Origin of the sequence: Kineococcus glutinatus, from assembly GCF_039542765.1 — a bacterium.
Lineage (GTDB): Bacteria > Actinomycetota > Actinomycetes > Actinomycetales > Kineococcaceae > Kineococcus_A > Kineococcus_A glutinatus.
The window spans coordinates 1-8,861 of the sequence record NZ_BAABIL010000267.1 but is presented as its reverse complement, the minus strand read 5'-3'; the positions used below and the strand labels follow the sequence as shown (position 1 = coordinate 8,861).

Sequence of the window (8,861 nt, the reverse complement as noted above, 5' to 3'; positions counted from 1 at the left end):
GAAGTTCCACCACATCACCAGGGGTTCCTCGAACGGTTCCCCGCCCAGCAGGAACAGCCGCGCCGGACCGGCGGCGGAGATCCGCACGCCCGTGCGCCCCGGCGGCAGGTAGACCAGGGTGCCGGGTCCCACGTCGGCCCCCGCCACCTCCGCACGACCCGACATCACCAGGGCGGCGTGCTCGGAGCCGGCCTCCAGCGGCAGGTGCACCCCGCCCGCGCCGGCCAGCACCACCTCGGCGCCCACGAGCGGGGAGTGCACCAGCGCGGGCGAGCGCGCCCCGGCGAGCTCACCGGCCACCACCGTCGTCGTGGCGGGCCCCTCCACCAGCACCGGCAGGTCCTCGTGGTGCTCGAAGCGCGCCGGGCCGTGGCGGGCGCCCTCCGGCAGGGCGATCCACAGCTGCACGCCGTGCACGCCCGGCGGGTGGTCGGCGGGGGAGTGCTCGGAGTGGGCGATGCCGTGCCCGGCCGTCATCAGGTTGAGCCCGCCCGGGGTGATGAGCTGCGCGCTGCCGAGGCTGTCGCGGTGCAGCACGGCGCCCTCGACGAGCCACGTCACCGTCTGCAGGCCGGTGTGCGGGTGCGGCGGCACCTGCATCCCGGGACGACCGCGCACGTCCTGCGGGCCGAAGTGGTCGACGAAGCACCACGCGCCCACCATCCGCCGCTGCCGGTGCGGCAGCAGCCGGCGCACCGTCGTGTACCGGCCCAGCGGCACGTCGTGCCCGGCCAGCAGCACGCTGTCCGGCTCGGGGTCGGTCGCGACGGTGCCGGGGTGGGTGCTCGCCTCCATGGCCGGGGCAAGCCCGCCGCGGGCCGCCGTGTTCCCGGCGCCCGTGTCCCCGGCGGGGTTCCGCGGGACGCCGGGGGCGGGGAGGATGACCGCGTGATCCGCGACGGCGTCCGCTGGACCCTCCAGCACGGCATCCCGCGGCAGCTGGTGCGCCGCGCCGCCCGCACCGGCGAGCCGCAGGGCCGGCTGCTCACCGACCCGGCCACCTGGCGCGACCCCTACCCCCTGCACGCGGAGGTCCGCGCCCGCGGGGAGCTCGTGCCCGGCAGCCTGTCGGTCCTCACCGCCAGCCACCGGGTGACGCGCGAGGTCCTCGGCAGCGCCGACTTCGGCGTCGTCGGCCCCGTCGAGCAGCTGCCCGGGCGGCTGGCGCGGCTGCACGCCTGGGCGGCGCAGGGCGCACCCGTGCACCCGCTGGCCCCGCCGTCCCTGCTCGGCGTCGACCCGCCCGAGCACACCCGCTACCGCCGCCTGGTGTCCAAGGTGTTCACCGCCCGCGCCGTCGAGGCGCTGCGCCCGCGGGTGCGGCAGACGGCCGGCGCCCTCCTCGACGACCTCGCCCGCGTTGCCGCGCGCCCCGGCGGCGACGGCGTCGCCGACCTCGTGGACGGCTACGCCGTCCGGCTGCCCGTCGCCGTCATCGCCGACATCCTCGGCGTGCCCGAGCAGCGCCGCGACGAGGTCCTCGCCTTCCAGCACGGCCTCGCCAAGAGCCTGGACGCCGCCACCGGGTGGCGGGAGTTCCGCGCCGTGGAGGGGTCGCTGCGCGGTTTCGACGACTGGATCGGCCGGCACCTCGCCCAGCTGCGCCGCGAGCCGGGGGAGGACCTGCTCAGCGGCCTGCTCGCCGCGGAGGACGACGGCACCCGGCTCGACGAGCGGGAGCTGCGCGCCACCGCCGGGCTGCTGCTGGCCGCGGGGTTCGAGACCACGGTGAACCTCATCGGCTCGGCGGCCGAGCTGCTCCTGACCCACCCCGGCCAGCTCGCCGCGGTGCGCGCCGATCCGGAGCTGTGGCCCGGCGCCGTCGAGGAGTCCCTGCGGCTGGAGTCGCCGGTGCAGATCACCTCCCGCGCGGCGCAGCGCGACACCCGCGTCGCCGGGCACGCCGTGCGCCGCGGCACCCGGCTCGTCACCCTGCTCGGCGCCGCCAACCGCGACCCGGAGGTCTTCGCCGACCCCGAGCGCTTCGACGTGCGCCGGCCCAACGCCCGCGACCACCTCGCCTTCTCCGCCGGCCGGCACCACTGCCTGGGTGCGGCGCTGGCCCGCCTGGAGGGGGAGGAAGGGCTGCGCGCGCTGTTCGAGCGCTTCCCGGACCTCGCCCTCGCCCCCGGCGCGCGGCGCACCTCCACCCGCGTGCTGCGCGGCTGGGAGCACCTGCCCGTGCGGCTCGGCGGCGCCTGAACGCGGCGCCCGAACCCGGCGCGGGGACGACCGGTCGTGCCGGTCGTCCCCGCGCGCCCGCGTGACGTCACGGGGTGCTGTTGACCTCCCAGGCGAAGTCGCCACCGGCCGACGAGCTCATCAGCGCGTTCGGGGTGTTCGGGTCGATCGTCCAGGTGATCTGGTAGGCGCGGCTGTCGGACGCGGCGCCGGTCGGCGTCCACGAACCCCCGACCCCGCTGGCGAACGCGGCGTTGGCCGCAAAGCCGTCCAGCGTGCCGCTGAAGAGCGTGGTGCTGGCGGCCGGTGCGGCGGGCCAGTTGGTGCAGTTCGGCTGCACGGCCGTTCCGGGAGCCGCCACGGTCTCCTTGACGACGAGCTGCACGCGCTCGGCGAGGTTCCCCGAGCCGGTCCCGGTGACGTTGTCGCTGTACAGCTTGACGATGCCCGCGGTGGTGCCGTCGTAGGTGACCGTGATGCACTTGGCGCCGGTGCTGCCCGGGGCGAGGCTGTTCACGCTGAACAGGGCGGTGCCGACGTTCGGGCTGGCACCGCCCGGGCAGCCGGAGTTCCCGGTGGCGTCGTCGGACAGGCAGACCTTGCCGGTGTTCCACGCGTTGCCGCCGTTGACCGTCGTCGCGGTGAACGCCGCGGAGCTGGCCTGCCACACCATCGCGCCGCTGGCGACCATGCCCGCGGGCAGGGCCACGGCCAGCGCGACGCCCGCGTGGACGCGGCGGCGCCGCCTGGCCGGGACCGGCTCGCCGGAACTGCGCGCGGTGCCCTGCTCGTCCGTCATCGGGGTTCCCTCCTCCTGGGGTGGTGCGGCCCCTCCTGGACCACCGCCCGGCGGTGCCGGGACTTCTGTGCGGGTGCATCGGCACCGGCGAGCGCTGCCTTGAGCAACCGCTCACCCGTCGAGGAGGACGACCAGCAGCGCGGCCGTGAGCGCGAGGACGAGCACCGCGAGCGCGCCGTGGCGCCCCTCGTGCAGCCACACCACGGGCAGCCCCACGAACGGCACCCGGACCCGCGCCAGCCCCAGGACGTCCTCCGCGGGCACCGGCGTGCTGTCCTCGCCGATGTTGGCGTCCCCCTTCGAGACGTACGCGCCGTCCTCGGTCCGCCGCACGATGCGGTGCAGCAGGCGCGGGTGCACACCGCTGGGGTCGCGCAGCAGCGCGATGCGGCCCAGCAGCACGTCGTCGGCCGGGCGCGGCTGCACGAGCACCACGTCCCCGGGGTGGATGCGCGGCTCCATCGACCCCGTCAGCACCAGCTGCGACGTCCAGCCGAACGGCAGGGCCACCACCGACCACAGGAACAGCCCGCCGGCGGACATCAGGGCACCGGCGGCGACAGCGCGCAGCAGCACCCGCAGCGACCCGGCCCCGTGGTCCTGCTCGTCACCGGCCCCGGGCACCGCGCCGCTCACCCCGTGGTCCGCAGGGCCTCGCCGCGCGGTGCGCGCGCCGCCACGACGCGGTTGCGGCCGGCGGCCTTGGCTTCGTACAGCGCCTCGTCCGCGGCCGCGAGCAGCTCCACCGCCGTGCGGTGCCGCGGTCCGCACGTCGCGACCCCCACGCTGGCGGTGACCGGCACCGAGGCCGGCATCCGTTCCACCGCCGCGCGCAGCCGCTCCGCCACGGCGGTGGCCGCGTCGGCGTCGGTGTCGGGCAGCACGACGGCGAACTCCTCGCCGCCGTAGCGGGCGGGCAGGTCCCCGGGGCGGCTGCCCGCCGCGAGGACGCCGGCCAGCGCCGTGAGCACCTCGTCGCCGGCGAGGTGACCGTGCCGGTCGTTGACCGACTTGAAGTGGTCCAGGTCGATCAGCAGCACCGAGCAGGGCGACCCGGTGCGCTCGGCGCGGGCCAGGTGCCCGTCCAGCCCGGCGTCGAACGTGCGGCGGTTGGCCAGGCCGGTGAGGCCGTCGGTGCCGGCGGCCAGCCGCAGGCGGTGCACCAGGGTGGCGCGCCCCATCGCCAGCGCGGCGTGCGCGGCGACCTGCTGCGCCGTCGAGACCAGGCGCCGGTCCAGGCTGGGGCGCGATCGGCGGCGCACCAGCGCGCGGCGCTGGCCGTACTCCAGGACGAGGGCGCCCCGCACCTGGCCCTCGGCCCGGAACGGCACGACGAGGACGTTGCGGGCCTCGGGCAGCAGCTGCGCGAGGTCCCGGTCGGCCTCGGCGTCCAGCCGCTTCACGAGCAGGGTGCCGTGGGTGGCGACGGCGCGGCCGAGGACGGAGTCCCCGCCCGGTGCGGGCGTCTCGCCGCAGCTCAGCCCGTCCGCGGTGGTGAGGACGTGCACGAGCCCGCCGGTGCGGCCCGGCAGCTGCCCGGCGGGGTCCTCCTCGCCCACCAGGACGACGACCCGCTGCGCGAGCAGCTCGTCGCGGCACAGCTCGGCGAGCTGCCCGGCGGTCTCCCGCACGTCGTGGCCGCCCTCCATGGCCAGGGAGAACCGGCGCAGGACCTGCATGTCGTAGCGGCGCCGGCGCAGCTCGCGCTCGTTGACGGCCGCGAACGCCGCGGTGGTGAACGTCGCCGACCACACCGCGGCCAGCAGCACGGCGAACCCGGCGGTGGGGAAGGTGCTGCCCAGCAACCGCTCCCCGAAGACGCCGTCCACGTCGGCCTGGACCACCAGGAGCAGGACCAGCGTGTTCCACGCCGCGACCTTCAGGCCCGAGCGGAACGAGGCGAGCAGGGTGATGGCCATGGCGTGGATGACGAAGACGTACGCCATCGGGCCGTCCGCGCCGCCCAGCAGGCGGAACGTCCAGGCCAGGTGGACGCCGTCCGCGAGCAGCGCCAGCGTGATCGACCACAGCGCGCAGCGCCGGCCCGCGTGCCGCAGCACCTCACCGAGGACCAGCACCGCGAGGTAGGCGACGACACCGCCGAGCACGGCGTCCGCGCTGCCCGTGCGGGCGGCCGGCAGGAACCCCCAGACGACCAGGGGCACCACCGCGAGGACGAGGCGGAAACCGAACGCCCAGCGGGCGCGCTTGCCCAGCGCGACGAGGTCGTCGACGTCGGTGGATCCGAAGATGGGGTTCACGGGGCCTCACCGCTGCTCGTGTCGGGGTTCACCGGGTCGTCCTCGCCGTCCTCGTCGTCGTCCGCTGCGAACAGGTGCCGCCGGTCCCGGAACGGCACCCGCGGTTCCTCGCGCAGGCGCGCCCGCACGAGCTTGGGGTCCCGCTCGTCGAGGCGCCGCTGCAGCAGCAGGAAGGCCAGGACGAGCACCAGCAGCGCCATCGGCAGACCGCCGTGCCGGGCGGCGCCGCGCACGACACCCGACACGTGCTCCAGACCGCGCAGCAGCACGGGTGGGGCGTCGGCCGCGGCGCCGGTGACGTCGTCCCACGAGCGGGGCAGCCAGGTGCTGCCGCTGCGGAAGCGGAACGGGCCGTCCCAGGAACCGGGTCGCCAGGCCCCGGAGGCGAAGTTCGACGCTCCGGTGCCGAGGCCCCAGTCGCCGGTGCCCAGGCCGATGCCGGGGTCGCCGGGGTCCGCGCCGGGTCCGCTGCCGGGGATCCCGGGACCGCCCGGAGTCCCCGGATCGCCGGGGGTTTGCGGGCTGCCGGGGGTTTGCGGGCTGCCGGGGGTTCCCGGGTCGTCGGGGGTTTGCGGGCTGCCGGGGGTTCCCGGGTCGTCGGGGTCGCTGCCGGGTCCGTCGCCCGGCACCGGCCGGCTCGTCGGTGCGCTCGTCGGTGCGCTCGTCGGTGCGCTCGTCGGTGCCGGGGCGGGAGGTGTGGTCTCCCGGCCGGTCGGAGAGGACGACGGGACGGGACGCGGCGTGCCCGGAGGAGCCGGGATCGGCGTCACCGCATCCGGGCTCGTGCTCGTGCTCGGGCTCGTGGTCGGCGGCTGGGGCGGGAGCGGGACCGCCGTCGGCGTCGGGCTCGTGCTCGGGGGCTCGGGCGGGAGCGGGACCGCCGTCGGGTCCGCGGTCGGCGTGGGGCCGGCGGTCGGGTCCGCGGTCGGCGTCGGGCCGGCCGTCGGGTCCGCGGTCGGGGTGGGACCGGCGGTCGGGGTGGGGCTGACTGTCGGCGTGGGGGTCGGGGTCGGCATGGGGGTCGGGGGCACGGCCGGCGGCACCAGCGTCCACACGAACGTGGCCCCGGTGCTCGCGCGCGACGGCGCGGCCGGGGCGAGCTCGACGGTGATGCGGAAGGTCCGCGACTGCCCGGTGGTGGCCGTCCAGGTGGTGTCCACCCCGCTGCCGCCCGACGTGCGGCGCGCGAGCTCGGCGAGGCTGCCGGCGAAGAAGGACCTCGTGGGCGTGAAACCGCTGCAGTCGCCGAAGCGCCCCCCGGTGCCGAGCTCCACGGTGACGTCGAGATCCTCGGCGAGCGCGCCGGCGACCCCGGTGGCGCCGAAGCGCACCGGGCCGGCGGCGCCGCCCCGGGAGGTCACCGTCGTGCAGCCGCTGTGCGGGTGCCCCGGGGAGAGGTGGTCCAGCTGCAGCAGCGCGCTGCCGCCGTCGTCGTCGACGAGGTCCACGGTGGCCAGCCGCACCGCCGCCGGGCTGGTCGCCCCGAGCAGGGCGGGACCCAGCAGGACGGGGCCCACCAGCACGGCGACCACGACGGCGAGGAGGACGAGGGGGGCGAGCAGGAGCGGGCTGCGGCGCACCGCGGCCAGCGCCCGACCCCCCGCCGTGCGTCCCATGGTGCCGCTCCCCGTCGGTCCGCTGCCGGCCACCGGCGGTGACCGTCTGCTGGTATCGGCCGCTGCGGCGATCGGGTGAAGCCGGAACCTCCAGCCCACCCGCCGGGCCGCCGATGGACCGGGGAGGGCGCACGCCCGTCCCGGACCGGAGGAGGTGGCGCGTGGAGATCGGCAGGCGCGGTGCGCGCCGTCTCGTGCTCACCACCGCACTGCTCGGCACGGTGCTCAGCGGTGGCCTGGTCTGGAGCTCTTCCCACGCCACCTTCGGGGGCACCACCACCAGCACCGGCAACACGTTCGCCTCCGGGGAGGTCGCCGTGAGCACGGCCGGGGTGTCCGGGGCGCTGTTCAGCGCCTCGCAGCTCGCGCCGGGACCGCCCCGGGCCGCGTGCCTGGACGTGGTGTACACCGGCGACGTCGCCGCCGACGTCCGGCTCCTCGTCCGCTACCGCGACGTGCTGGGCGTGCCCGACGACGGCCTCGCGCCGTTCGTGGAGGTCACCGTGGAGGAGACCGTCCAGGGGGCCGGCACCGCCTGCGCGGCGCGCACGCCGGCGGGACCGGCGCTGTTCGCCGGCGCCTCCTTCGACGACCTGGTGGCCCACCACGGCGCCTTCGCGACCGGGCTGGGCAGCTGGCGGCCCTCGGGCAGCGCTCCCGAGACCCGCCACTACCGCGTGACGTACCGGATCGCGGACGACAACGCCGGGCAGGACCTGTCCCTCGGCGTGGACTTCCTGTGGGAGGCCCGCAGCGCCTGAGCGGTGCCGGCCCGGGCCTCAGCCCAGCGCGGTCAGGTCCGCCTCGACGGCGGCGAGGTCCTCCCAGCCGAGCAGCCGCAGCACGGCCGTGCTGAGCCGCTCGTGCCGGTGCTCGGCGAACGCGGGGTCGACGAGGTCGGCCAGCGTCGTGAAGCAGGAGGTGATCTCCCGCTGCGGGGAGTCCCCGGGCCGCTGGGCCGCCTGGTCGCGGGCGGCGAGGACCACCGTGCTGATCGGCTGCCCCGTGCACACCTCGCGCCCGCGGCCGGTGGCGCGCTCCCGGCTGCCGTGCGCGAGCAGCAGCCCCTGCTCGGCGATCTGCAGGACCGCTCCCGCCGCGGCCGCCGCGGCCTCCCGGTGGGCGACCACGTCGGTCTGGGCCCGCGCCACCTGCCGGCGGAGGTCCTCGCTGTGGGCGTCGGGCTGCCAGTAGCCCTCGGTGTGCCGGGTGGCGGCCCGCATCACCTCGTCGGGGTCCTCCACGCCGAGGTCGAGGTCCTGGCCCGTGTCGTACTCGCTGACGACCTCCGCGGTGAGCCGGGCCAGGCGCTCGCGCGCCACCTCCAGCTCGCGCCCCTCCCGCTGGAGCAGCTCCAGCAGGTCGGCCAGCGCGGCGCGGCACCCCTGCAGGTAGTCGGGCATCGACGTGCGGATCGTGAGCATCCCGGGCCTCCCAACCGCTGGGAACAGCACCTTAAGCGGGTGCCGGGCGCACCGCTCGGTGGTGCGAGCGTGTCGCGGCCCCTCCCGCACGGGCGGCGCCCGCCCCGCCGCCCGTGCGCCTGGGGCCGCCCAGCACCTTGCCGGGAAGCGGGCGGCGGGAGCACCATCGAGATCTGCACGGTCCGCGACCACGGTTTCCGGGCCACCCTGGCGGGCGGCCCGCGACAGGAGGCGCTGTGTCGGAGAACTCGCTGACGGAGGCCGGCGTCGCGTGGGACGCCGAGGAGTACGCGCCCGCCGCGCCGGTGCTGGCGGAGGACCCGGCCGAGGGTCTGCCCGCCGAACCCGGCGCCGGCACCGACGCACCGATCGAGGACCCCGAGCGCCCCGAGCCGGTGCCCCTGGACGAGGACGACTACGCGCACGAGGTGCCGTAGCACCCGGGCGGCGAGGGCGCCGCCCGGCAGCGGAGCGCCGGCGAGCCGGCGGTGGACGAGGAGAGCGCCATGTCCGGCACGGACAGCACGGGCAGCACGGGCAGCACGGGCAGCACGGGCAGCACGGGCAGCACGGGCAGCAC

9 protein-coding genes are annotated in these 8,861 nt (G+C 77.1%); 3 read left to right on the top strand and 6 right to left on the bottom strand.

The features are described from left to right. On the bottom strand, positions 1–795 hold a 795-nt coding region (locus tag ABEB16_RS11005), incomplete at its 3' end, for a pirin family protein (protein ID WP_345712297.1). Between the two features lie 93 nt (positions 796–888). Between ABEB16_RS11005 and ABEB16_RS11000 the strand changes: the two genes are divergently transcribed. Next, complete coding sequence (locus tag ABEB16_RS11000; protein ID WP_345712296.1) at positions 889–2,202, top strand: cytochrome P450; 1,314 nt, start codon at positions 889–891, stop codon at positions 2,200–2,202. 67 nt (positions 2,203–2,269) lie between these two features. Here the strand turns inward: ABEB16_RS11000 and ABEB16_RS10995 are convergent, their stop codons facing one another. From ABEB16_RS10995 to ABEB16_RS10980, 4 genes are all read right to left on the bottom strand, one after another. Continuing rightward, the gene (locus tag ABEB16_RS10995; protein ID WP_345712295.1) at positions 2,270–2,980 is read right to left on the bottom strand and encodes a hypothetical protein; all 711 of its coding nucleotides are present in this window, start codon (positions 2,978–2,980) and stop codon (positions 2,270–2,272) included. Positions 2,981–3,091: 111 nt separating this feature from the next. Then, entirely contained in the window at positions 3,092–3,616 is a 525-nt protein-coding gene (locus tag ABEB16_RS10990; RefSeq protein WP_345712294.1) for a signal peptidase I, read from the bottom strand. After that, positions 3,613–5,241, bottom strand: coding sequence for a GGDEF domain-containing protein (locus ABEB16_RS10985; RefSeq protein ID WP_345712293.1), 1,629 nt, complete (start codon positions 5,239–5,241; stop codon positions 3,613–3,615). The genes ABEB16_RS10990 and ABEB16_RS10985 overlap by 4 nt, the downstream gene beginning before the upstream one ends. Beyond that, the gene (locus ABEB16_RS10980) at positions 5,238–6,857 is read right to left on the bottom strand and encodes a hypothetical protein (protein ID WP_345712292.1); all 1,620 of its coding nucleotides are present in this window, start codon (positions 6,855–6,857) and stop codon (positions 5,238–5,240) included. The genes ABEB16_RS10985 and ABEB16_RS10980 overlap by 4 nt, the downstream gene beginning before the upstream one ends. Before the next feature lie 161 nt (positions 6,858–7,018). Here ABEB16_RS10980 and ABEB16_RS10975 point away from each other — a divergent pair, with 161 nt between their 5' ends. Beyond that, complete coding sequence (locus tag ABEB16_RS10975; RefSeq protein WP_345712291.1) at positions 7,019–7,618, top strand: hypothetical protein; 600 nt, start codon at positions 7,019–7,021, stop codon at positions 7,616–7,618. Between the two features lie 18 nt (positions 7,619–7,636). On the opposite strand, the gene ABEB16_RS10970 is transcribed toward ABEB16_RS10975, so the two are convergent. Continuing rightward, complete coding sequence (locus ABEB16_RS10970) at positions 7,637–8,281, bottom strand: hypothetical protein (protein WP_345712290.1); 645 nt, start codon at positions 8,279–8,281, stop codon at positions 7,637–7,639. Positions 8,282–8,517: 236 nt separating this feature from the next. Here ABEB16_RS10970 and ABEB16_RS10965 point away from each other — a divergent pair, with 236 nt between their 5' ends. Continuing rightward, on the top strand, positions 8,518–8,718 hold the full coding sequence (locus ABEB16_RS10965; RefSeq protein WP_345712289.1) for a hypothetical protein: 201 nt from the start codon (positions 8,518–8,520) through the stop codon (positions 8,716–8,718). The last annotated feature ends 143 nt before the right edge of the window (positions 8,719–8,861 follow it).

Coding starts and splice junctions, on each gene's coding strand:
- ABEB16_RS10995 (WP_345712295.1), bottom strand. CDS start 2,980: ATGACGGACGAGCAGGGCACCGCGCGCAGTTCCGGCGAGCCGGTCCCG.
- ABEB16_RS10980 (WP_345712292.1), bottom strand. CDS start 6,857: ATGGGACGCACGGCGGGGGGTCGGGCGCTGGCCGCGGTGCGCCGCAGC.
- ABEB16_RS10970 (WP_345712290.1), bottom strand. CDS start 8,281: ATGCTCACGATCCGCACGTCGATGCCCGACTACCTGCAGGGGTGCCGC.